The sequence below is a fragment of the Aminithiophilus ramosus genome (assembly GCF_018069705.1).
GTDB classification, from domain to species: Bacteria; Synergistota; Synergistia; order Synergistales; family Aminithiophilaceae; genus Aminithiophilus; species Aminithiophilus ramosus.
In genome coordinates, this window is sequence record NZ_CP072943.1 from 2134594 (window position 1) to 2154936 (window position 20343).

General features: G+C 67.0%; 22 protein-coding genes. All 22 read right to left on the reverse strand.

The annotated features are described in order from the left end of the window. Positions 1-6: 6 nt before the first annotated feature. Positions 7-1350: a flagellar protein export ATPase FliI gene (gene fliI / locus KAR29_RS09930; RefSeq protein WP_274372838.1), complete on the reverse strand. Its 1344-nt coding sequence runs from the start codon at positions 1348-1350 to the stop codon at positions 7-9. Then, positions 1340-2239 carry a FliH/SctL family protein gene (locus KAR29_RS09935; RefSeq protein ID WP_274372839.1) on the reverse strand — a complete coding sequence of 300 codons (900 nt, stop codon included), beginning with the start codon at positions 2237-2239 and terminating at the stop codon, positions 1340-1342. Before KAR29_RS09935 ends, fliI begins: the two co-directional genes overlap by 11 nt. Next, positions 2232-3245 carry a flagellar motor switch protein FliG gene (fliG, locus tag KAR29_RS09940; RefSeq protein WP_274372840.1) on the reverse strand — a complete coding sequence of 338 codons (1014 nt, stop codon included), beginning with the start codon at positions 3243-3245 and terminating at the stop codon, positions 2232-2234. The genes KAR29_RS09935 and fliG overlap by 8 nt, the downstream gene beginning before the upstream one ends. Positions 3246-3270: 25 nt before the next feature. Continuing rightward, positions 3271-4839 (reverse strand): flagellar basal-body MS-ring/collar protein FliF, encoded by a 1569-nt coding sequence (gene fliF, locus KAR29_RS09945; RefSeq protein WP_274372841.1) that lies wholly within the window; start codon positions 4837-4839, stop codon positions 3271-3273. A 9-nt stretch (positions 4840-4848) separates the two neighbouring features. After that, positions 4849-5154, reverse strand: coding sequence for a flagellar hook-basal body complex protein FliE (locus KAR29_RS09950; protein ID WP_274372842.1), 306 nt, complete (start codon positions 5152-5154; stop codon positions 4849-4851). A 375-nt stretch (positions 5155-5529) separates the two neighbouring features. Continuing rightward, positions 5530-5946 carry a flagellar basal body rod protein FlgC gene (gene flgC / locus KAR29_RS09955; RefSeq protein WP_274372843.1) on the reverse strand — a complete coding sequence of 139 codons (417 nt, stop codon included), beginning with the start codon at positions 5944-5946 and terminating at the stop codon, positions 5530-5532. Beyond that, a complete protein-coding gene (flgB, locus tag KAR29_RS09960) occupies positions 5946-6347 on the reverse strand; it encodes a flagellar basal body rod protein FlgB (RefSeq protein WP_274372844.1) in 402 nt (133 codons plus the stop codon). The genes flgC and flgB overlap by 1 nt, the downstream gene beginning before the upstream one ends. Before the next feature lie 55 nt (positions 6348-6402). Further along, positions 6403-7236, reverse strand: a complete 834-nt coding sequence (codY, locus tag KAR29_RS09965) for a GTP-sensing pleiotropic transcriptional regulator CodY (RefSeq protein WP_274374965.1) — start codon at positions 7234-7236, stop codon at positions 6403-6405. A 40-nt stretch (positions 7237-7276) separates the two neighbouring features. Continuing rightward, complete coding sequence (gene hslU, locus KAR29_RS09970; protein ID WP_274372845.1) at positions 7277-8695, reverse strand: ATP-dependent protease ATPase subunit HslU; 1419 nt, start codon at positions 8693-8695, stop codon at positions 7277-7279. After that, complete coding sequence (gene hslV, locus KAR29_RS09975) at positions 8692-9231, reverse strand: ATP-dependent protease subunit HslV (RefSeq protein ID WP_274372846.1); 540 nt, start codon at positions 9229-9231, stop codon at positions 8692-8694. The genes hslU and hslV overlap by 4 nt, the downstream gene beginning before the upstream one ends. Next, positions 9218-10078 (reverse strand): tyrosine recombinase XerC, encoded by an 861-nt coding sequence (locus KAR29_RS09980; RefSeq protein WP_274372847.1) that lies wholly within the window; start codon positions 10076-10078, stop codon positions 9218-9220. Before KAR29_RS09980 ends, hslV begins: the two co-directional genes overlap by 14 nt. 117 nt (positions 10079-10195) lie before the next feature. Next, a complete protein-coding gene (trmFO, locus tag KAR29_RS09985; protein WP_274372848.1) occupies positions 10196-11527 on the reverse strand; it encodes a methylenetetrahydrofolate--tRNA-(uracil(54)-C(5))-methyltransferase (FADH(2)-oxidizing) TrmFO in 1332 nt (443 codons plus the stop codon). After that, positions 11511-13595 (reverse strand): type I DNA topoisomerase, encoded by a 2085-nt coding sequence (gene topA / locus KAR29_RS09990; RefSeq protein ID WP_274372849.1) that lies wholly within the window; start codon positions 13593-13595, stop codon positions 11511-11513. The genes trmFO and topA overlap by 17 nt, the downstream gene beginning before the upstream one ends. A 9-nt stretch (positions 13596-13604) precedes the next feature. Further along, positions 13605-13880 (reverse strand): hypothetical protein, encoded by a 276-nt coding sequence (locus KAR29_RS09995; RefSeq protein ID WP_274372850.1) that lies wholly within the window; start codon positions 13878-13880, stop codon positions 13605-13607. A gap of 176 nt (positions 13881-14056) precedes the next feature. Further along, a complete protein-coding gene (gene dprA / locus KAR29_RS10000; protein WP_274372851.1) occupies positions 14057-15160 on the reverse strand; it encodes a DNA-processing protein DprA in 1104 nt (367 codons plus the stop codon). Continuing rightward, the gene (locus tag KAR29_RS10005; protein ID WP_274374966.1) at positions 15139-16659 is read right to left on the reverse strand and encodes a YifB family Mg chelatase-like AAA ATPase; all 1521 of its coding nucleotides are present in this window, start codon (positions 16657-16659) and stop codon (positions 15139-15141) included. The genes dprA and KAR29_RS10005 overlap by 22 nt, the downstream gene beginning before the upstream one ends. Beyond that, complete coding sequence (locus KAR29_RS10010; RefSeq protein WP_274372852.1) at positions 16656-17024, reverse strand: YraN family protein; 369 nt, start codon at positions 17022-17024, stop codon at positions 16656-16658. The genes KAR29_RS10005 and KAR29_RS10010 overlap by 4 nt, the downstream gene beginning before the upstream one ends. Continuing rightward, positions 17021-17314, reverse strand: coding sequence for an EscU/YscU/HrcU family type III secretion system export apparatus switch protein (locus KAR29_RS10015; RefSeq protein WP_274372853.1), 294 nt, complete (start codon positions 17312-17314; stop codon positions 17021-17023). Before KAR29_RS10015 ends, KAR29_RS10010 begins: the two co-directional genes overlap by 4 nt. Further along, a complete protein-coding gene (locus KAR29_RS10020) occupies positions 17311-18330 on the reverse strand; it encodes a hypothetical protein (protein ID WP_274372854.1) in 1020 nt (339 codons plus the stop codon). The genes KAR29_RS10015 and KAR29_RS10020 overlap by 4 nt, the downstream gene beginning before the upstream one ends. Beyond that, complete coding sequence (locus tag KAR29_RS10025) at positions 18327-18905, reverse strand: ribonuclease HII (protein ID WP_274372855.1); 579 nt, start codon at positions 18903-18905, stop codon at positions 18327-18329. The genes KAR29_RS10020 and KAR29_RS10025 overlap by 4 nt, the downstream gene beginning before the upstream one ends. Continuing rightward, complete coding sequence (locus KAR29_RS10030; protein ID WP_274372856.1) at positions 18890-19726, reverse strand: YlqF/YawG family GTPase; 837 nt, start codon at positions 19724-19726, stop codon at positions 18890-18892. Before KAR29_RS10030 ends, KAR29_RS10025 begins: the two co-directional genes overlap by 16 nt. 1 nt (position 19727) lies before the next feature. Next, the gene (gene lepB, locus KAR29_RS10035) at positions 19728-20240 is read right to left on the reverse strand and encodes a signal peptidase I (protein WP_274372857.1); all 513 of its coding nucleotides are present in this window, start codon (positions 20238-20240) and stop codon (positions 19728-19730) included. Between the last annotated feature and the right edge of the window lie 103 nt (positions 20241-20343).

Below are 20343 nucleotides of genomic sequence, written 5' to 3' on the forward strand. Positions count from 1 at the left end.
CTCCGGTTAGGCTCCCAGCCCCTGAGGCTTGGGGATGAGCGACGTCAGACGACGGACCGTCTCCTCGAAGGTGAAGGCCTCTTCGACGTTCTGGATCAGGAAGGAGCGGACCTTTTCGAGATGGGCCAGGGCCCAGTCGATGCGGGGGTCGCTCCCCTGGCGGTAGGCGCCGATGCGGATCAGGTCTTCGCCCTCGGCATAGTAGGAGAGAAGCTGACGGAGGCGGCCGGCCGCCTCCAGGTGTTCGGCCGTGACGATGGAGTTCATGACGCGGCTGACGCTGTTGAGGACGTCGATGGACGGGTACTGGTTACGGGCCGCCAGATGGCGGGAGAGGACGACGTGGCCGTCGAGGATTCCCCGGACGCTGTCGGCGATGGGCTCGTTCATGTCGTCGCCCTCGACGAGGACGGTGTAGACGCCGGTGATGCTCCCCTGCTCGCCCGTACCGGCCCGCTCGAGGAGACGGGGCAGAAGGGCGAAGACGGATGGGGTGTAGCCTCGCGTGGCCGGCGGCTCGCCCACGGCCAGGCCCACGTCGCGCTGGGCCATGGCGACGCGGGTGACGGAGTCCATCATGAGGAGAACGTTGCTCCCCTGGTCGCGAAAGTATTCGGCGATGGCCGTCGTCGTCATGGCCGCCTTGAGCCGGACCAGGGGCGGCTGATCCGACGTGGCGACGACCAGGACGGACCGTTTGAGCCCTTCCGCGCCGAGATCCCGTTCGATGAACTCCCGAACTTCACGGCCCCGCTCTCCGACAAGACCGATGACGTTCACGTCGGCCTCGGTGCTGCGGGCCATCATTCCCAGCAGGGTGCTCTTGCCGACGCCGGAACCGGCGAAAATGCCGATGCGCTGCCCCTGACCCAGGGTGAGAAGGCCGTCGACGGCCTTGACGCCCACCGAAAGGGGCTCTTTGATGGCCCGGCGGCGCAAGGGGTGAGGCGGAGAGGCATAGAGGGGGTAGGATCGGGTGACCAGGAGAGGCCCCTTGTCGTCGAGCGGACGGCCCAATCCGTCGAGGACGCGCCCGAGAAGCCCTTCTCCGACGGGCACGGAGAGGGAGCGGCCGAGGGAGACGACGTCGCATCCGGGGCCGATATCCTGAAGGTCTCCGAGAGGCATGAGCAGGACCCGATCTCCGCGGAAGCCGACCACCTCGGCCTTGAGGGCGGCGCTGCGGCGGCGGAAGCGGATTTCGCACAGATCGCCCACCTTTACGTCGGGGCCTTGCGACTCGATGACGAGACCCACGACCTGGACGACGCGACCGTTGACGGAGACGAGGTCGGCGACGGCGAGGCGGGCCTCGAGGGTTTCGAAGAGGGAGGTTTTCTCAGGCCTCATCGCCGCCGCCTCCCAGCAGGGCGGCCATGCCCGACCGGTCTTTGCTCCCTCCGGAGAGGACGGTGTCGATCTCGCGGGCCAGACTGGCCAACTGGGTCCGGAAACGGGCGTCGTAGACGCCGAGATTGGTCTCGACAAGACAGCTTCCGCGGTCGACGTGATCGTCGCCGCGGAAATCAAGGTGGTTCGTCCCCCTCAGGATGTCGCCCAGAACCTCCCGGGCCGTGTCGACGTGCTTGAGGTCCTGCGGGTGGAGGTAGACGATGATGCGCTCCCTGTCGCTGGTCCGAAGGAGGACCTGCCGCAGCAGAGGAATGACGGGCGATTCCTGGAGGGAGACCTCCCGGGCCAGCAGGCGGGCGAGGGTGACCTCCCAGAGGCGGACGAGGCGAGGCGCTTGAGCCTCCTCCAGGTCGGAGAAGGAGACCTTGAGGGCGTCGTGGATCTTGGACAGGAGGGTGAGGGCCTCGTCGAAGCGGCGACGGTAGCGCTCGGCCACCTCTTTCTCGGCCTTGGTCGTCCCCTCGGCATGGCCCGCCTTCCGCCCCGCCTCGAGCCCCTCGGCCCTGGCCGCCGCCAGGATCTTGTCCCTCTCGGCGCGATAGGTCTTCTCCCTCTGGGCGAGCCCTGCGGCGAGAGCCTCTTCGGCCTCCGTCTTGGCCGCCTCGAGGGCGTCGTTGCGCTTCGTCAGGGCGGCGACTTCCCGCTCGAGGCTTTCGATGCGGGCCTGATACTGAAGCTCCAGCGCCAGAGTCCTGGGAGGCGCGGCCGGGACGTCCGATCCCCGATCCTCTTCGGAAGGCGGAGGTTCCGCGGCGGGACCGATGCGGACGGCCTCGGGAAGGAGGCGTACGGCCCGGTAGAGACGCGTCCTGGGCGAACTAGACAACGAGCTCCTCCTCGCCGCCGCGGGCGATGACGATCTCCCCGGCGTCCTCCAGGGCCCGGACGACGTTGACGATCTTCTGCTGGGCCTCCTCGACGTCGCGGACCCGGACGGGGCCCATGAAATCCATGTCCTCCTTGAGCATTTCGGCGGCCCTCTTCGACATGTTGCGGTAGAACTTCTGCCGCAGCTCTTCCGTGGCTCCCTTGAGGGCCAGGGAGAGGTCCTTCATGTCCACGTCGCGAAGCACCCTCTGGAGGGAGCGGTCGTCCATCCCCGAGATGTCCTCGAAGACGAAGAGGCGCCGCTTGATCTCCTCGGCCAGGTCGGGATCCTTCTCCTCCAGGGTCTCCATGATGTGGCGCTCCGTGCCCCGATCGACGCGGTTGATGATCTCGACGATGGCGTCGATGCCTCCGGCCATGGTGAAGTCCTGGCCGAGAACGCTGGAGAGCTTGCGCTCCAGGACGCGCTCCACCTCGCGCAGCACTTCGGGCGTGATGCGGTCCATCTTGGCGATTCGCCGCGCCACCTCGGCCTGGGTCCCGGCGGGCAGGCCTCCGATGACCTGGGCGGCCTGATCGGCCTCCAGGTAGGAGAGGATGAGGGCGATCGTCTGGGGATGCTCGCCCTGGATGAAGCTGAGAAGCTGCTGGGCGTCGGTGTGGCGCATGAAGTCGAAGGGACGGACCTGGAGGCTCGCCGTGATGCGGCGGAGCACCTCCTGGGCCCGCTCGGGGCCGAGGGCCTGTTCCAGAACGCGCCGGGCGTACTCGACGCCGCCCTGAGTGAGGAACTCGCGGGCCATGAGGAGCTCCTGGGCCTCCTTGAGCACCTCGGCCTTCTGCTCCGGCGTCACCTTGCGCAGGTTGGCGATCTCCAGGGTGAGAAGCTCCATGACGGGCTCCTCCAGCTCCTTGTAGATTCTGGAGGCCACATCGGGCCCCAGGGAGACGAGGAGGATGGCCGCCTTTTCCTTGCCCCGCAGTTCCTTTGTCTTGGTTGCCATCAGACGCTCAACTCCATTGTCCCATTCAGGCTTCTTCGGAGAGCCAGTTCTGGATCAGGTTGGCCATCTCCGCGGGGTTTTTCAGCGCGTAGGCGCGAAGCTGTTCTTCCAGGACGGCCGTCTCTCCCTGCTCGGAGAGCAGTTCGGGATGGTCGAGGATCTCCTGAAGCGATGGAGCTCTTTTTCCCTCGTCTCCGGAAGGGAGGGAGGGGCGAAGGCGGCGACGACGGAGCCAGAGAAACAGGCCGACGGCGACGAGGAGCAGGAGGAGAAGGCCCAGCCCGACGAAGACATAGAGGCGGCGGAGGCGCTCGGCCTCCACCTGGGCCAGAAGATCGTCGGCCGGAGAGGCGGTGAATTTCATGGCCCGCAGGACCAGGTTGTCGCCCCGTTCGGCGTTGAGGCCGATGGCGGCGGCGACGGACTGACGCAGGCTCTCCAGGGCCGCCTCGTCCAGTTCGGCGTCGACGAGAACCGAGGCCGACAGGAAGCGAAGGCCGCCGGGGGCGACGACGCGCTCCCGTTCCCTCGTGGTGATCTCGTAGTTGGTGACGACGTCGGAGCGGTTATACTCGCTGTTGCCCTGGTCGGCCTGGGTGACGGCATAGCCGGGAATGTTCGTCGTCGTCCCCGGGGCCTGGGCTGGAGGCGTTCCGGGTCCCACGTAGCTCTCGTCGACGGCCTGCTGGCTCCGGACGACGCCCTTTCCCGCGGGACCGGGAATGAACTCCCGCTCGTTCTGGCGGGATTTGTCGAAATCGAGCTCGACGCGGATGCGGACGACGGCCCGGCCGGGCCCGAAGACGCGCTCCAGCATGAGGCGGACCTTGTGCTCCAGCTCGACCTCCTGCTGGCGTTCCAGCTCCCGCTGAAGGGACGAGACGCGCCCCTCCCCGCCGGTGGAGTAGATGAGAGAGTCGTCGTCGATCATGTCGGAGAGGACGTTGCCCGCCGTATCGACGACGGTGACGCTCTTGGGGTCCAGGGCCTCGACGCTTCGGGCGACGAGATGGACGATGGCCCGGACCTGCTCGGGACCGATGCGGCGCCCCGACCGGAGGCCGACGAGAACGGAGGCCGTCGAGGGCTGCTGCTGCTCCAGGAAGAGCCTGGGCTGGGGCAGGACGATGCTGACGCGGGCGAAGTCGACGCCGTCCAGTTTGGCCACCGTCCGGGCCAGCTCTCCTTCGAGGGCGCGAAGGTAGGCGATGCGCTGCTGGAAGTCGCTCATGCCCATTTTGCCCTCGTCGAAGAGCTCGAACCCCACGCCGCCGCCGCGGGGCAGCCCGCCCTGGGCCAGGGAGAGGCGCGTCTCGTAGACGAGGTCGCGAGGCAGCAGGATGGCGTTGGCCGCCGGATCGAGGCGATAGGGAATCTTCTGTTCCCTCAGGACATCGACGATGGCCGCCTGATCATCGACTTCGAGGCCCGAGAAGAGGGGCTCGTAGCTGGGCTTCCGGGAAAGGACGACCATGAAGACGAGAAGGGAGACCACTCCCAGTGCGGCGCCGACGATGGAAAGGCGCTGCCAACGGGAGAGGCCGGCCCAGAAACGGCGCAGTCGCTCGACAAAAGAGGAAAGCTTCTCTCCCATGACGCCCTATCAGACAGGCATGCGCGAGAGGGTCTGATAGGCCTCGACGAGCTTGTTCCGCACTTCGACGACCATACGGAGAGCCAGCTCTCCCTGGGTCACGGAAAGGACGACGTCGGAGATGTCGTTCACATCTCCCGTGGCGAGGCGGCGCATATCGCCGTCGGAGAGAAGCTGCTGCTCGTTGGCCTCCATCAGCTGCCCCTCCAGAATGTCCACAAAAGGCGTCGCAGCGGTGCGGCGACGCTCCGGTTCTTCGATACCCTGCCTGGACTCGAGAGCCAGTTTCGAGAGGTCCATCATCCGTTCGGCCATCGAGGCACCTCCTGTCAGACTCGGCGAAAAAGAGGACTACCCCCTCAATTAAAGGGGCTGGGGAGCCTCTGTCAAGGGGTAAAGCGAAAAGGGATCAGACTCCCGCGGTCCCGGGAAAGACCTCCGCGCGAAGCCAGGCATTATTTTGCCACGATTAGAGCGACACCACAAGAGGTCCGGTACATTTTGAATTTACAATTAAGCCACTTCCCCCGCGGAGGCACGAAAAAAGAGGATGCAAAGACATCCTCTTTATAGGGCTTTATGGGGCCCTCCGGGGGTGCCGCTTTCCTGTCGGAGGGAGGCGGTTTCTTCACGTTTCTTTGCCTTTCTTTACCTTGCGGCCTTTGCCTTACGCCCCCGCTGGAGGCGAGATCATCCCCTGAGGACGTCGAGGGCGCCGCTGAACATGGCCTTGGCCGATTCGACGACGGCCAGATTGGCCTCGTAGGCCCGGCTGGCGACCATCATGTCGGCCATCTCCCGGATGACGTTGACGTTGGGGTAGGCCACGTAGCCCTCGTCGTTCGCGTCGGGGTGGTCGGGCTCGTAGGCGAGGCGGGGGGGCTGATCGTCTTCGGCGATGGCGACGGCCCGCACGCCGTCACCGTCGCCTCGACCCATCACCTCGTCGAGACGCTCGGAAAAGAGGGGAACCTTACGGACGTAGGGGCCTCCGTCGGGCGTGCGCGTCGTGTTGACGTTGGCCAGGTTTTCCGCGACGAGGTCCATCCAGAGGCGATGGGCCGTGAGGCCGCTGCCGGCCGTGTCGATGGCGCGGAAGAGGGACATCAGCGGCCACCGATGGCCAGCCGATAGAGGGCGGCCTTCTTGGCGACGAGGCGATTGGCGGCGTTGTAGGCCATGCGCGTCTCGGCCAGGCGGGCCATCTCCACCTCGGGGTCGACGTTGTTGCCGTCGAGGCGGTAGATCTCGTCGACGGGGCGGACTTCGTCGGGCGTCACGTCGTCGACGGAGAGAGGTCGAAGAGGGATATGCCGCTCGTCGGTGAGGGCCAGGGGCATCTTGCTCGGGCCGTCGAGCAGTTCCTGAAGCTCCTCCTCGAAGCGGACCTCGCGGCGGGCGTAACGAGGCGTGTTGGCGTTGGCGATGTTGGAGCTGACGGCGTCGAAGCGCTTCGAGAGCCCCTCCAGGTCTTTTGCGAGGACATTCCAGGTCAGATCGCTGCGCACGGAAGACCCCTCCTTTCCCTTGCTTTTTCGGCCCCCGAGGAGAGGAGCTTTAAGGCTACTGTTCGAAGACGTCCAGCTCCTCCATGAAGAGGGGGCTCAGGACCTTGATGTAGGTGCCCTTCATGCCCAGGCTGCGGCTTTCGATGATGCCGGCGCTCTCCAGCTTCCGCAGGGCGTTGACGATGACGCTTCTCGTCACGCCGACGCGGTCGGCGACGCGGCTGGCGACGACGACGCCTTCGGAGCTGCCGAGCTCCTGGATGATGTGGCGCACCGATTCGACTTCCGAGTAGGAGAGGGCCCGCATGGCCATCTGGACGACGAGACGTTCCCGGGCACGCTCCTGGATGGAGCGGGTCCTCTCGTGAAGGATCTCGAGGCCGACGACGGTGGAGAGGTATTCGCCGAGGACGAGGTCACGGGTGTCGAAGGGATGGCCGAAACGGGCGAGGATCAGCGTCCCCAGCCTCTCTCCGCCGCCGTTGATGGGCGTGTAGACGACGTGTTTGTTCGAGTAGGTGCAGGGAGCGTCTGAGTAGGCACAGAGGCCGTGGTCCGTGTGGTTGAGGACCGATTCGTGGAGCTGGTTGAGCTTGTCCACGTAATTGTCGGGCATCCGTCCGTCCTTGAGCTGGTCCAGCATGGTGGCGCAGTCGTATTCGCTGACCCAGGCGTAACCGAGAATGCGCCCCTCCCGGTTGATGACGTAGACGTTGGCCGCCGCCAGGTCGCAGAGGAGTTTGCACAGGCGCTGATAGTCGGGAGCGGTCGTGTCGCGGCGGCTCTGAAGAGCCCTGCCGACGAGGCGGGTCTTCTCCAGCAGGTCCTGCATGGCCGAGGGGTTGAGGATCTTGGGACGGGCTTCGATCAGTTCTTTCGGCGTGTTCATGGTCAAGGAATTCCCTCCTAGGGCTTTTCGTGATGCTCGGTCAGAGCAGGTAACGGCGGATATCGGCGTCGCCGGCCAGAACCTCGAGGCGAGACCGGACGAAGGCTCCGTCGATGACGATCGACGTTCCGGCCATGTCGGGAGCGCCGAAACTGATCTCCTCCAGGAGATGCTCCATCAGGGTATGAAGCCTGCGGGCGCCGATGTTCTCCATTTCGCCGTTGATGCGGGCAGCGAAGGAGGCGATGGCTCCGACGGCCTCCTCCTCGAAGGAGAGCGCCACTTCCTCCGTGGCCAGAAGGGCCTCGTACTGGCGGACGAGGCTGTTCTCGGGCTCGACGAGGATGCGGGCCAGGTCCTTCTCCTCCAGCGAGTCGAGCTCGACGCGGATGGGAAAACGCCCCTGAAGCTCGGGGACGAGGTCCGAGGGCTTGACGCGGTGGAAGGCTCCGGCGGCGATGAAGAGGATGTGGTCGGTGCGGACCGTGCCGTATTTGGTGGAGACGGACGAGCCCTCGACGATGGGAAGGAGGTCGCGCTGAACGCCTTCGCGGCTCACGTCGGGGCCGGAGGAGCGGCCCTCTCCCGAGGCGACCTTGTCCAGCTCGTCGATGAAGACGATGCCCTCCTCCTGAGCCTTGGAGAGAGCCTCTTTGACGACCGATTCCATGTCGATGAGCTTCTCGGCCTCTTCCATTTCGAGGAGGCGACGGGCCTCGGCGACGGTGACGCGACGGCGCTTGGATTTCTTGGGAAGGAGGCCGCCGAGCATCTCGCCGATGTTGATGCCCATCTCCTCCAGGCCGGCGCCGCCCATGAGCGGCATGCCGGCCGCGGCGGACTGGGTCACTTCGATCTCCACGTCACGCCCTTCGAGCTTGCCCTTTCGAAGCATCTCCCGCAGGCGCTCCCTCGTGCCGCGCCGACGTTCCGCCTCGTCTTCCGTCTCGACGGGCTCCTCGGGCTCCTCCTGGCGGCCTCCCATGAAGGAGCGGAAGAAGTCGGGCACCTGGGAGAGACGGCGCGGCGAGGGAAGGAGGGCGTCGAGGAGGCGCTCCTCGGCCCGCTCGGCGGCGGGAGCCTTGACCTCTTCCAGCCGACGGCCCTTGACGGTCTGAAGGGAGGCCTCGACGAGGTCGCGGATCATCGATTCGACGTCGCGCCCCACGTAGCCCACTTCGGTGAACTTGGTGGCCTCGACCTTGACGAAGGGGGCGTCGACGAGACCGGCCAGGCGTCGGGCGATCTCCGTCTTGCCCACCCCCGTGGGGCCGACCATGAGGATGTTCTTGGGGGCCACCTCCCGGGCCAGGCTCTCCTCGAGGAGCCGACGGCGCATGCGGTTGCGGAGGGCGACGGCGACGGCCCGCTTGGCCTTGCCCTGGCCGACGATGAAGCGGTCGAGGTAGGCGACGATGGCCGCCGGCGTCAGTCCGTTTCTCTCTCCGAGAAGGGTCATCGTCCCAGGACCTCCACGGTGAGGGCGTCGTTGGTGTAGATGCAGATCTCCGAGGCGATCTCCAGGCTCCGCCGGGCCACGGCCTCGGCGTCGAGCGTTCCCGATTCCAGGAAGGCCCTGGCCGCGGCCAGGGCGAAGCCGGAGCCGGAGCCGATCGTCGCCGCGTCGCCCTCGGGCTCGAGGACATCGCCCGCCCCCGAAAGGAGCAGGGTCTGTTCGGCGTCGGCGACGAGCATCATCGCCTCGAGGCGGCGCAGGGCCTTGTCGGTGCGCCATTCCTTGACGAGGGCCACGGCGGCCCGGGCCAGGCGCCCCTGTTCCTCTCCGAGACGTTTTTCGAAGCGCTCCAGCAGCGTCATGGCGTCGGCCGTGCTGCCGGCGAAGCCGGCCAGGACCTTGTCGCCTCCGATGCGGCGGACCTTGCGGGCCGAGGCCTTGATGATCTGAGTGCCCAGCGTGACCTGGCCGTCTCCGGCCATGGCCACGAGGCCTTCCTTGCGGACACAGAGGATTGTCGTTCCCTTAAGGAGTTCCATCGCTTTCTTCCCTTCCCGCCCGCGGATGAGCGGCGCTGTAACTGGCCAGAAGCTGATCGGCCGTGATTTTGAGGTACCGCTGCGTCGTGACGAGGCTTTCGTGGCCCAGAAGCTCCTGGAGAACCCTCAGGCTGGCTCCGCCTTCGAGCATGTGCGTGGCGTAGCTGTGGCGGAGGACGTGGGGCGTCACGCCCGAGAGGCCGACGCGACGGGCCGCCCGGGTGACGACGCGATGGACGGTGCGCACCGTCAGCCGCGTCCCTTCCGGCCCGCGGAAGAGAGGCCCCTCGCCGAGCGACCCCTCGGCTTCGCCGTAGGCGCGGAGGGCCGCGAGGGCGGGACGTCCCATGGGGACCATCCGCTCCTTCCTCCCCTTGCCCTTGACTCGGATCCACCTTTCGTCGAGATCGACGTCCGTCCCGTCGATGTCGACGGTCTCGGCGACGCGGAGGCCGCAGCCGTAGAGGATCTCCAGGAGGGCCCTGTCGCGCAGAAACGACTCTCCCTCGGGTCCCTCCTCGATGAGGCGCACCACGTCTTCGAAGGCGATGGCCCGAGGAAGGCGACCGGGGAGTTTGGGCCCCTTCACCGTCGCGGCGGGATCTTTCTCGATGAGGCCGCATTCCAGCAGATAGGCCATCCAGCTTTTGATGGCCGAAAGCTTTCTCGCCGCCGACGTGCGGGCGAAGCCGAAGCCGACGATCTCCCTCAGGAAGCCCCGGATGTTCCCCGATTCGATCTCACGAGGAGAGGTCCTCTCCTGCTGGAGAAGGTAGTCGACGAACTGGGAGAGATCGACGGCATAGCTGACGACGGTGTTGTCCGATCGCCCTTTACTAAACTTCATGAAATCCAGAAAACTGTCTACAGCGGAGGACAAGTTGTCGATCATGGCCCTTATCGTATCACTCTTCAGGAGATTGAGAAGACGATCGAAGGAAAAGATGAGGGGTTTTTACCGACATTATCGAAGATTTTCGGGCAAGTCCTCTTTTCGGACCCCTTTTCCCAGCGCCTCCAGGGCCCGGAGAGCCACCTGGCGACAACGCTCGGGCTTGGGGCGGACCTTGCGTTCCAGGGGCGGGAAGATGCCGAGGTTGACGTTCATGGGCTGAAACGTCGCGGGCAGGGCATCGACGAGATAGTGAAGGAGGGAGCCGATGGCCGTCTCCCGAGGCCAGAGGGGGAAGGGGCGTCCCTCGCAGCGGGCCGCCACGTTGAGGGCCGCCACGAGCCCCATGGCCGTGCTCTCCATGTAGCCCTCGACGCCGACGATCTGTCCGGCCAGGAAGAGGTCCTCCTCCCCTTTCAGGCGCAGGGCTCCGTCGAGGACGCGGGGGGCACAGAGGTAGACGTTGCGGTGCATGACGCCGAAGCGGACGAACTCGGCCCTTTCCAGGCCGGGAATCATGCGGAAGACGCGCTCCTGTTCCCCCCAGCGCAGGTTGGTCTGGAAACCGACGAGATTGAAAAGGGTTCCCTCGCCGTTGTCCTGGCGGAGCTGGACGACGGCGAAGAACTCCCTGTCGGGACGGGAGGCGTCGACGAGTCCCACGGGCTTGAGAGGCCCGAAACGAAGCGTCTCGGGGCCGCGGGAGGCGATGATTTCGACGGGAAGACAGCCTTCGAAATAGCTCATGTCCCTCTCGAAGTCCTTCCTCGGCGCCCCCTCGGCCTCGACGAGGGCCTTGTGGAAGGCCCTGTACTGCTCCTCGTCCATGGGGCAGTTGACGTAGTCGTCGCCCCGACCGTAGCGGCCGGCCCGAAAGGCGACGGAGAAGTCGACGGAATCGACGGTGACGACGGGGGCCACGGCGTCGAAGAAGGCCAGGAAGCCCCCTGCCCTCTCCTTCAGGGCCTCGGCCAGCCTGCCGGAGGTGAGGGGACCCGTGGCGACGATGGCCGGCCCGCGGGGAAGCTCGACGATCTCGTCGCACTCCATGCGGATCAGAGGGTGAGAGGCCAGCCGGTCCGTGACGGCCCTGGCGAAGCCCTCCCTGTCGACGGCCAGGGCCTGGCCGGCGGGGACGCGCCTCTCGTCGGCCACGGAGAGGATGAGGCTTCCCAGGCGACGCATCTCCGCCTTGAGGATGCCTCCCGCCGAGGTGAGGGCGTCGGCGCCGAGAGAGTTGCTGCAGACGAGCTCGGCGCAGTGGCCCGTCACGTGAGCCGCCGTCATCCGACGGGGGCGCATCTCGACGAGACGGACCGGGTACCCTCGGGAGGCCAGCTGCCAGGCCGCCTCGCTTCCGGCCAGCCCCGCCCCGACGACGAGGATTTCAGGCCTGGCCGCCATGGTCTTCCCCCTCCTCTTCGACGGAATAGGCGCAGGCCGAGCAGGAGAGGATCGTCTTGCGCCCCTTCTTCTTTTTCTCCAGGAAGGCGCCGCAGTCGGGGCAGGACCTGGAGGTGGGCTCGTTCCAGCTCACGAAGTCGCAGTCGGGATAGCGGGAGCAGCCGTAGAAGATCCGCCCCTTCTTGCTCCTCCGCCGGGCGATCTCTCCCTCCTTGCACTTGGGGCAGGCGACGCCGATGGTCTTGAGGAGGGGGCGGCTGTACTTGCACTGGGGGTAGCCCGAACAGGCGATGAACTCGCCGAAGCGCCCCCGCTTGATCACGAGGGGAGAGCCGCAGTCGGGACAGTTTTCGCCGATCTCCCGCACGGGAAGCTCGACGGGAGGGGCCAGCTCCTCCACCTTGGCCAGATCGACGGAAAAGGTCTGCCAGAAGGAGCGGACCAGGTCGAGCCACTGCCGCTGTCCCCCCTCGACCTGGTCGAGATCCTCCTCCATGGAGGCCGTGAAATCGGTGTTGACGAGATCGGAGAAGTGTTCGACGAGGAAGTCGCAGACGACGACGCCAAGCTCGGTGGGAACGAGTTTCTTTTCGTCCCCTCTTTCGGCGTACCCCCTGTCGAGAAGGGTGGAGACGATGGCCGCGTAGGTCGAGGGACGGCCGACGCCCTTGTCCTCGAGGAGCTTGACGAGCCCCGATTCGGTGTAGCGCGAGGGCGGACGGGTGAACTTCTGGGTCCGTGCCACGTCGAGGAGCTCCAGAACCTCGCCCCTTTCGGCGCCGTCGATGATTCCCTCTTTGAGGTCGAGGGACCAGAGGAGGCCCCAGCCCTGGAAAAGGAGGGAGACGCCGGACTGGCGAAGGCCGAAGGGACCGGCCTCGACGTCGACGGTCGTCCTGGAGAGGCGGGCCGCAGCCATCTGGCTGGCGACGAAGCGGCGCCATACGAGGTCGTAGAGCTGAAACTGCTCGCGGCTGAGATGGGCCTTGATCTCCTGGGGCTCGAAGGTCACGTCGGTGGGACGGATCGCCTCGTGGGCGTCCTGGACGCGGCCCCGGCTTTTGTGTTCGTTGGCCTTTTCCGGCAGATAGTCCGAGCCCCAGCGGGACTCGATGAAGGCCCGGCAGGCCTCCTGGGCCGATTCGCTGACGCGGAGGCTGTCGGTGCGCATGTAGGTGATGAGCCCGACGGGGCCCTTGCCGGGAATCTCGACGCCCTCGTAGAGGGACTGGGCGACGGCCATGGTTCTCTTGGGGGCATAGCCCAGCCGCCGGCCGGCCTCCTGCTGGAGGGTGCTCGTCTTGAAGGGGGGCAGAGGCGTTCGGCGGCTTTCCTTGGCCTTCCAGTCGACGACGACGAGAGGGTGACGGCGCAGTTCCCTTTCGGCGGCCTCGGCCTCTTCGGCGCAGGTCAGGGTCAGGGCCTTGCCGTCGCGCCTCTCCAGGCGGAGCCTGTACCGCCTGTCGTCCTTTCCCGCCTCGACGTCGACGAGCCAGTACTCCTGCTCTTTGAAGGCCTCGATCTCCCGCTCCCGCTCGCAGAGGATGCGAAGGGCCACGGACTGGACGCGGCCGGCCGAGAGGCCCGATCGGATCTTGTTCCACAGAAGGGGGCTGAGGCGGTAGCCGACGAGACGGTCGAGAACGCGTCGGGCCTGCTGGGCGTCGACGCGGCGGAGGTCGATCGGCTCGGGATGGGCGACGGCCTCCTTGACGCCCTGTTTGGTGATCTCGAAGAGGCGGATCCGGCAGGCCGCGGCAGGGTCGATGCCGAGGATGAAGGCCAGATGCCAGGCGATGGCCTCTCCCTCCCGGTCGGGGTCGGAGGCGAGAAGGATCCGGTCGGCCCCTTTGGCCCGACTTTTCAGCTCCTTGACGACGCTCCCCTTGCCGCGGACAAGGATGTATTCGGGGGCGAAGTCCTCTTCGACGAGGACGCCCAGACGGCTTTTGGGAAGATCGCGCACGTGTCCCATGCTGGCCTTGATTTCGTAGTTCCGGCCCAGCATCTTGGAGAGGGTTTTCGCCTTCGTCGGCGACTCGACGATGACGAGGGTTTTCTTAGCCATGACGAAGCCCTAGCAGGTCCATCGGGCGCTCTGTTCGACGGGGAAGGCACTTTCCCGACCGGCGGGGGGAAGTGCCGCCTCTTCCCAGAGGGCCTCGAGGACGGCCGAGAAGAGTTCGGCGCCGACGCGAAGGCGGCCGGACCGTCCGAGACGGACCGATTCGTCGAGGGCGCGCTCGACGACTTCGGGAGGGAATTCCTCCGTTTCGAGATAGCGGCAGGCGAGGCCGAGGGCCTCGACGGAAAGATGGCGGCGTTCAAGATCGTGAATCAGACGACAGAACATGGGGGCACCTCCGTAAAAAAGCTCCCTCGCAAAGAAGGAGCGCTTCCCCTGGACAAAAGGGAGCCCCCGGATTCTTCCTGGGGGACGAGGATTATCTAACCATAAAAGCGCCAGCCGTCAAAGGGCGGTCCCTCCCTTTTCTTTCGGAACGGAAGAGTTCCGCCGCCGAAAACCGTTCATATCCCCGGACCGGCGCTCCACCGTCCCGGTCCCGAGGGGTAGACCAGACCCCGCGCGGCAAGGAGGCTCAAAATTCTGACCACATCGGCGGCGCCCATTTTACCCTGGGCGGCAAGGTTGTCAACGGCCCGTTCCCCTCTGTCGCGAAGGATGAAATACAGGCGTTTCTCCTCCTCCGAAAGTTGAAGGCTCCGCGTCGGAGCGGGAAGGGAGGGAGTGTCGAAGAGGGAGAGCTGTCGCTGGCCGTTGAGACCGACGAATTCGTCGAGGTCGACGAGAGGAAAGGCGCCGTCGAAGAGGAGGCGGTTGGAGCCCTCGCAGACGCCCTCTCCCAGACGGCCGGGGACGACCCAGACCTCCCGCGAGGCCTCCAGAGCCAGCCGGGCCGTGATCATGGCGCCGCTTCTCTTCGGGGCCTCGACGACGACAAGGCGCGAGGCGAGGCCGATGATGATCCGGTTCCGTCGGGGGAAACGCCAGGGACGGGCCTCCGTCCCCAGGGGGTATTCGCTGACGAGCGCCCCCTTGGCGGCGATGGAGCGGAAAAGGTCCTCGTGGCCTCGGGGGAAGACGCGGTCGACGCCGGTGCCGAGAACGGCCACGGTGGGAAAGCCTCCGTCGAGGGCGCCCGAATGGGCCGCCCCGTCGATGCCCGAGGCCCCTCCGCTGACGACGGCCAGGCCGATCTGGGAGAGGCGGCACCCCAGGTCGTGGGCGACGCGGTGGCCGTAGGTCGAGCAGCGCCGCGTTCCGACGACGGCGACGGACCCCTCCAGAGAGGGGAACGTTCCCCGCAGGTACAGCGCGAGAGGCGCCCCGGGCAGACGACGAAGGGAATCGGGATAGGCTTCGTCGTCGACGGTGACGACGGTGACGCCGAGGTCCCGGCAGCGGTCGAGCTCCCTGTCGGCCCACTGCCGGGCGAGGCCCTCCTCGAGAAAGGCCCGGACCCGCTCCGTCAGACCCAGTCCCTTCCAAAGGGAGATTCCCCCCTCGAGGAGTTCGACGGCGTCGACTCCCTCGAGGCGAAGGCCCTCGAGATCGTCCCGATCGAAACTCTCGCAGCCGCCGAGGAGCATCAGAGCGCGCCTTCGGTCCATCCCTCTCCCCCTCTTCCTCTGTAGGCCAGAGCCTCGGCCACATGGCCCACGTCGATATGGGAGGCACCGGCCAGATCGGCGATGGTGCGGGCCACGCGCAGGACGCGGCTCACGCCGCGGCCCGTGAGACGATGGCGCCGGGCCGCCGAGGCCAGAAAGGCCCGGATCTCCCCGCCTCCCTGGAAGGTTCTGCGCAGGATCTTCTCGGGGATCTCGGCGTTGCAGCCGTAACCCCACCTTTTCCACCGCTCCTGCTGAAGGGTCCGCGCCGCCTCGACGCGGGCGGCGACGACGGAACTGGCCTCGCCCGATGCGGAGGAGAGGTCGACAAGTTCCTCCGGCGTCAGCCGGGGCACCTCGACGTGAAGGTCGATGCGGTCCAGGATGGGCCCCGAAAGGCGATGGCTGTAACGCTCCCTCTCGGCGGCCGAACAGCGGCAGGGAAGGAGGGGATCGCCGAGATAGCCGCAGGGACAGGGATTGCAGGCGCAGACGAGGAGCACCCGTGCCGGATAGACGACCGTTCCCGTGGCCCGGCTGACGACGATCTCGCCGTCCTCCAGGGGCTGGCGCAGGGCTTCGAGGAGGTCGCGGCGGAACTCGGTGAACTCGTCGAGGAAGAGAACGCCCCTGTGGGCGAGGCTCACTTCGCCGGGGCGGAGCTCTCGGCCACCGCCGCAGACGGCGGCCGAACTGGCCGTGTGGTGGACGGACCGGAAGGGGCGACGCCTCCCCGATCCGAAGGGCTGTCCGAGGGTGCTGCGGACGAGAAGCACCTCCAGAAGCTCCTCCTGCGAGAGGGGCGGCAGAATTCCCTGAAGGGCCCGGGCCAGCATGGTCTTGCCCGAACCAGGCGCCCCGACGAGAAGGAGATTGTGATGGCCCGCGGCGGCGATCTCAAGGGCCCGCTTGGCGGCCGCCTGGCCCTTGATGTCGGCCAGATCGATCTCGGCCTCGCAGAGGGCTCTCTCGTCGGCGGCCGGGCCGACCGGATCGAGGGAGACCTCCCCCCGGAGATGGGCCAGAAGGGCCTCCAGAGTCGGGGCGGCGAAGGCCTCCAGGCCCGGGACGAGGGCCACCTCGGCGGCGTTGCCCTCGGAGACGTAGAGCGTCAGGCCCGACTTTCGGGCCATGAGGGCCGCAGGAACGGCACCCCGGACGCGGCGGAGCCTTCCGTCCAGGGCCAGCTCCCCGAGGAAGACGGCCGGCCTCTGTCGGGGGATCAGCCCCTCCCGTTCGGCCAGGGCGACGGCCATGGGCAGGTCGAGCAGGGCCCCCTCCTTGGGGAGATCGGCCGGGGCCAGGTTGACGGCGATGCGCCCTCTGAGGTTGGTGCCGATGGCGCGAAGGGCGGCTCGAACCCGCTCCCGCGCCTCGCGGACGGCCACGTCGGGAAGGCCGACGATGGAGATGGCGAAGAGGCCGCCCGTGATTTCCACCTCGATTTCGACCTTGAGGGCCTCGACGCCCCGGAGCGTGACGCCGCAGACGTCGCTCACGAAGGCCACCCGGCGGCGATGTCGGCAAGGAGCTCCACCCGGGGCTCGCCCCCCCGGCCGTCGAGCGTCACGGCGAGAAGATCGATGCGCCAGGGGCCCTGCCACCCCAGACGGGCGACGTAGCTCCGCCCGGCCCGGACGAGGATCTTGAGCTTCCTGGGCCCCACCGACTCCCGAGCGGGCAGAAGACGGCCGACGCTTCTCAGCCTCACCTCGACGACGACGATTTCTCTGCCGTCGAAGGCCACGATATCGAGCTCGCCGCCTCCGACGCGGACGTTGCGCCCCCTGATCGACCAGCCCAGAGAGAGCAGATGGCCGACGGCGATCTGCTCGCCGTAACGCCCCTTCTCGAGCGGATTCAAAGGCGCCGCCCCTTCCCGCCGCCCCTGACGCCGCGACGATCGATGCCGTAGACGAAGGCCAGGACTCGGGCCACGGCCTCGTAAAGCTCGACGGGGATCTCCTCGCCCAGCTCGAGGACGAGAAGAGCGCTCACCAGGGCGGCGTCCTCGACGAGAGGGACCTCGGCGCTGCGGGCGATCTCGATGATCTTCTCGGCAAGATAGCCCTCCCCGGAGGCGACAAGGCGGGGAGCCGCGCCCGGGCCGGGCTCGTAGCGGAGAGCCGCCGCTTTTTTTCTCTCTTTCGTCATGCCTCGAAATCCACCCCCCGGTACAGTCGGGGCCCTTCCTCGGAAAGGGCCGAGAGGCCCAGGTGCTGAAGCTGCAGGGGGAGCTCCCGCAGCTGGTCGGCCAGGCCCGCGAGCTCTTCCCCTATGGGGGCCATCCCCTCGGGAGAGGCCCTCAGGAAGACGGCCAGGGCTCGGCCGTCGTAATGCAGTTCCCCTTCGACGGTCCCCATATGCCTCAGGGGAAGATCGAAGGACATGAGCCAGAGGCCGCGGCCGTTCTCGACGGAGACGCGCGCCGGAGGTCCCTCTTCAAGGGGCCAACGGAGGAGGGGACGGGCCTCTCCGTCGGAATCGACGGCAAGAGGCGATCCCAGCAGGGCCATGGCCGAGAGCAGGTCATGGAGCTCTCCGTCGTCGCTTCGGATCCCGGCGAGGGCCTCCCTGAGGGGAACTCCCGCCGCCAGCCTCGCCGAAAGACGTTCTCGAAAGCGCTTCCAGAGACGCGAGACCTCCCCGTCGCTCAGGGCGAGATAGCCGACGATGACGGAGACGTTCCGCTCCGTCATCTCCAGCCCGCGGGCCCAGAGTTCGACGAGGGCCGGCAGTTTCTCCGCCGAGGCGCCGAGGCGCAGCCAGGCCGAGCGGAGCGCGTCGAGGGCCTCCCTGCCCAGGGGGAGACCTCGGGAGAGAAGGGCCTCGGCCAGGGCGAGATCGCGACCCGACAGGGATTGAAGCAGCCCCTGCCCCGCCGCCGTGAGCAGCTTGAGAAGGGGCACGTCGCCGTTCTGCCACTGGGCCCGGAAGGCCTGTCCCGGGAAGAGGTCCATCGTCGAGCGGGCCAGAAGCTCCCGCCCCAGGACGCGGACGAGGTAGGTGCCGTCGTCGTTTTTGACCATGACGCGGCCCTCGACGACGTCGCCGTCGGCCAGGGGGAGGGACGAGGGGCGGGCCGCCGTCTGCGGAGCCTTCGCCTGCGTCTCCTGCGGCCCCAGGGGAAGGCCCTGTCTCGGATCGAGGCCGCCGATGCCCGTCGTCACGGGAGGATCTTTCTGCAGAAGCTCGGCCGATGGATCGGACAGAGGCCCAGACGGCGGAGGGCCTCCCGGTGGGAGGCCGTTCCGTATCCCTTGTGGCGGGCGAAACCCCACTGGGGATAAAGGCGGTCGAGAGCCGTCATGGCCCTGTCGCGAAGGACCTTGGCGACGACGGAAGCGGCCGCCACGGCGGGGACGATGTCGTCGGCGCCGGGAAGAGCCCTCTGGTCGAAGGGAAGGCCGGGAATGAGGCGATTCCCGTCGACGATGACCCGGTCGGCCTCGACGGCCAGGGCCAGGACGGAACGTTTCATGGCCCAGAGGCTGGCCTGAAGGATATTCATCCTCTCGATCCGCGCCGGCGAGGCGGCCTGGGCCCGCCAGAGCACGCCGAGACGGCTCATGGAGAGGAAGAGCGATTCGCGCCGGGCCTCGGAGAGCTTTTTCGAATCCCGCAGGCCCAGGTCGAGGAGGATCTCCCGCTGCGGGCGGGTGAGGACGACGGCGGCGGCGACGACGGGGCCGGCCAGAGGCCCCCTCCCCGCCTCATCGGTGCCGACGATCAGACGTCCCGCCATGGGGGAGCCTCACCGGGCGTCTCGAGCGTGAAGCGTCCCAGCCGACCGGTGGAGAAGGCGTCGAGGAGGCGTTTGCCCGCCTGAGAGAGGTCGACGACGCCGCCTCGGACGAGACAGCCCAGCCGACGGCCGATGGCCTCCAGGAGGGCCTCGTCGCTCTCGCCTCCGTCGCCGACGCCCCAGCTCGTCTCGACGAGACGCCAGAGCCCGCGGCGGCGCAGAAGGCCGATGAGACCCAAAGCCAGCACCTCCGTCCCTCCGATGACCTCGGGACGGCTGCAGCCGATCCAGGCGAGCCAGCGGTGGACGGAAGCCCCCGAATGGGGGTCGGCGATGCCCGGAGAGTCGACGACGAGAAAATCTCTCCCCTTGAACCAGGAGACGCCCCGGGTGACGCCGGGAATGGCGCCGACGACGGCCGACCTGCGCCCCACGAGGCCGTTGAGGAGAAGCGATTTGCCCACGTTGGGGATGCCCATGACGGCCAGGCGCAGCTCCCGGTGAGCCGGACGGCGGGCGCTCAGGGCCTTGACGAGTCCGTCGAGACGGTCCTTTCGAAGGTCGTAGGTCCAGGCCTCGCTGCCCTTTTCGCGGAAGAAGGATATCCAGCGGGAGGTTTCGGCCTCATCGGCCAGGTCGCGGCGCGTCAGGACCTGCCACACGGGCTTGGAGGAGCGAAGGGCTTCGATGAAGGGCGAGGCCGTCAGAATCGGGGCCCGGGCATCGCGGACCTCGACAAGGAGGTCCAGGCCGTCGACGAGTTCCAGCAGTTTGCGGGAGCCTCGTGCCATGTGGCCCGGAAACCAGACGGTCCGTCCCACGTCACTCCACCCTTCCCAATCGGTCCAGGGGCCAGTAGCGGACGAAGACGGGACCCTTGAGGTAATTTTGGGGGACGAAACCCCAGAAGCGGCTGTCCTGAGAGTTGGGGCGGTTGTCGCCCATACAGAAGTAGCTCCCCTCGGGAATCTTGACGGGAGGCATCTCGAAAAAGTCGCGGTTCTTGACGTAGGGCTCCGTCTGAGGCGATCCGTTGACGAAGACCGTCCCCTCCTTGAGTTCGACGACGTCGCCGGGAAGGGCGATGATGCGCTTGACGAAATCGCGGCGGGGGTCCATGGGGTACTTGAAGACGGCGATCTGGCCCCGGGCGGGATCGCTGAAGCGGTACCAGAACTTGGCGACGAGGACGCGGTCGCCCACCTCCAGGGTAGGAATCATCGATCCGCTGGGGATCCAGAAGGCCTGGACGACGAAGGTGCGCAGGATCAGGGCGAGCGCCAGAGCCCAGAGAATGGTCTCCAGGGTCTCGCGCCACCACGGTTTGACAGCCATACCATGACCTCCTCGGGAGCGTCGCGAAATAGGGATGGAGAGACAGTGCCCCGGAAACGGGGGACCTCACGTTTATACCCCTTTTGACGGGACCTTTCAACGA

Excerpts from the sequence above, each read along its gene's own strand:
- codY (WP_274374965.1), bottom strand. The coding sequence starts at position 7,236 with ATGAACACGCCGAAAGAACTGATCGAAGCCCGTCCCAAGATCCTCAAC.
- KAR29_RS10015 (WP_274372853.1), bottom strand. The coding sequence starts at position 17,314 with ATGACGAAAGAGAGAAAAAAAGCGGCGGCTCTCCGCTACGAGCCCGGC.
- fliG (WP_274372840.1), bottom strand. The coding sequence starts at position 3,245 with ATGGCAACCAAGACAAAGGAACTGCGGGGCAAGGAAAAGGCGGCCATC.
- topA (WP_274372849.1), bottom strand. The coding sequence starts at position 13,595 with ATGGCTAAGAAAACCCTCGTCATCGTCGAGTCGCCGACGAAGGCGAAA.
- flgC (WP_274372843.1), bottom strand. The coding sequence starts at position 5,946 with ATGTCCCTCTTCCGCGCCATCGACACGGCCGGCAGCGGCCTCACGGCC.
- fliI (WP_274372838.1), bottom strand. The coding sequence starts at position 1,350 with ATGAGGCCTGAGAAAACCTCCCTCTTCGAAACCCTCGAGGCCCGCCTC.
- KAR29_RS09980 (WP_274372847.1), bottom strand. The coding sequence starts at position 10,078 with ATGAAGTTTAGTAAAGGGCGATCGGACAACACCGTCGTCAGCTATGCC.
- dprA (WP_274372851.1), bottom strand. The coding sequence starts at position 15,160 with ATGGACCGAAGGCGCGCTCTGATGCTCCTCGGCGGCTGCGAGAGTTTC.
- KAR29_RS09950 (WP_274372842.1), bottom strand. The coding sequence starts at position 5,154 with ATGGCCGAACGGATGATGGACCTCTCGAAACTGGCTCTCGAGTCCAGG.
- KAR29_RS10025 (WP_274372855.1), bottom strand. The coding sequence starts at position 18,905 with ATGGCGGGACGTCTGATCGTCGGCACCGATGAGGCGGGGAGGGGGCCT.
- hslU (WP_274372845.1), bottom strand. The coding sequence starts at position 8,695 with ATGACCCTTCTCGGAGAGAGAAACGGACTGACGCCGGCGGCCATCGTC.
- trmFO (WP_274372848.1), bottom strand. The coding sequence starts at position 11,527 with ATGGCGGCCAGGCCTGAAATCCTCGTCGTCGGGGCGGGGCTGGCCGGA.
- fliF (WP_274372841.1), bottom strand. The coding sequence starts at position 4,839 with ATGGGAGAGAAGCTTTCCTCTTTTGTCGAGCGACTGCGCCGTTTCTGG.
- KAR29_RS09995 (WP_274372850.1), bottom strand. The coding sequence starts at position 13,880 with ATGTTCTGTCGTCTGATTCACGATCTTGAACGCCGCCATCTTTCCGTC.
- lepB (WP_274372857.1), bottom strand. The coding sequence starts at position 20,240 with ATGGCTGTCAAACCGTGGTGGCGCGAGACCCTGGAGACCATTCTCTGG.
- hslV (WP_274372846.1), bottom strand. The coding sequence starts at position 9,231 with ATGGAACTCCTTAAGGGAACGACAATCCTCTGTGTCCGCAAGGAAGGC.